This is a genomic window from Pandoraea sp. PE-S2R-1 (genome assembly GCF_002179865.1).
GTDB lineage: Bacteria > Pseudomonadota > Gammaproteobacteria > Burkholderiales > Burkholderiaceae > Pandoraea.
Window position 1 is genome coordinate 1 of the sequence record NZ_NGUR01000189.1, and the last position, 588, is coordinate 588.

Below are 588 nucleotides of genomic sequence, written 5' to 3' on the forward strand. Positions count from 1 at the left end.
AGCGGTGCAAACAACGACGGCATGGCCTTGAATGGAAACAACGGTTCGATCACGAATAACGGGACGATTTCGCTATCGGGCCCCAACTCGTATGGCATGACCGCTTCGTGGGGCCTAGCGACGGCTCTCGGACAGTTCACGACGTTTGTAAACACCGGAACGATTACGGCCACTGGGTCTAGCAGCCGCGCGATTAGCGCCACTGGGGGACAGAGCACTATCACCAATACCGGGACGCTGCTTACGACCGGGGGCACCGCATCGGGCCGATCGTTTACGGTGTACATGCAGGGCAACAACATCACCTTCACAAACAGCGGTTACGTCGAAGCCCGAGGCATTAACAGCGATGCCGTAGTGTCAAATACAGGGGGGGGATTCACCGGAACGATCGTTAACCAAGCTGGCGGACAGATCATCAGCCAACAGGGATTTGGCGTGCGCACCGTCAACGGAACGATCTCTATCACCAATGCCGGTCTGATTCAAAGCAACGCCGGAACGGCAATTGCGATGAACCCGGCGGCTCGGTCCAACACCCTCACCTTACAGACGGGCTCTCAGATCATTGGCACTGCGGACGGTGGG

General features: G+C 57.7%; 1 protein-coding gene. It reads left to right on the forward strand.

The annotated features are described in order from the left end of the window. Positions 1–285: 285 nt before the first annotated feature. On the forward strand, positions 286–588 hold a 303-nt coding region (locus CDV44_RS27925; protein ID WP_371328826.1), incomplete at its 3' end, for a hypothetical protein.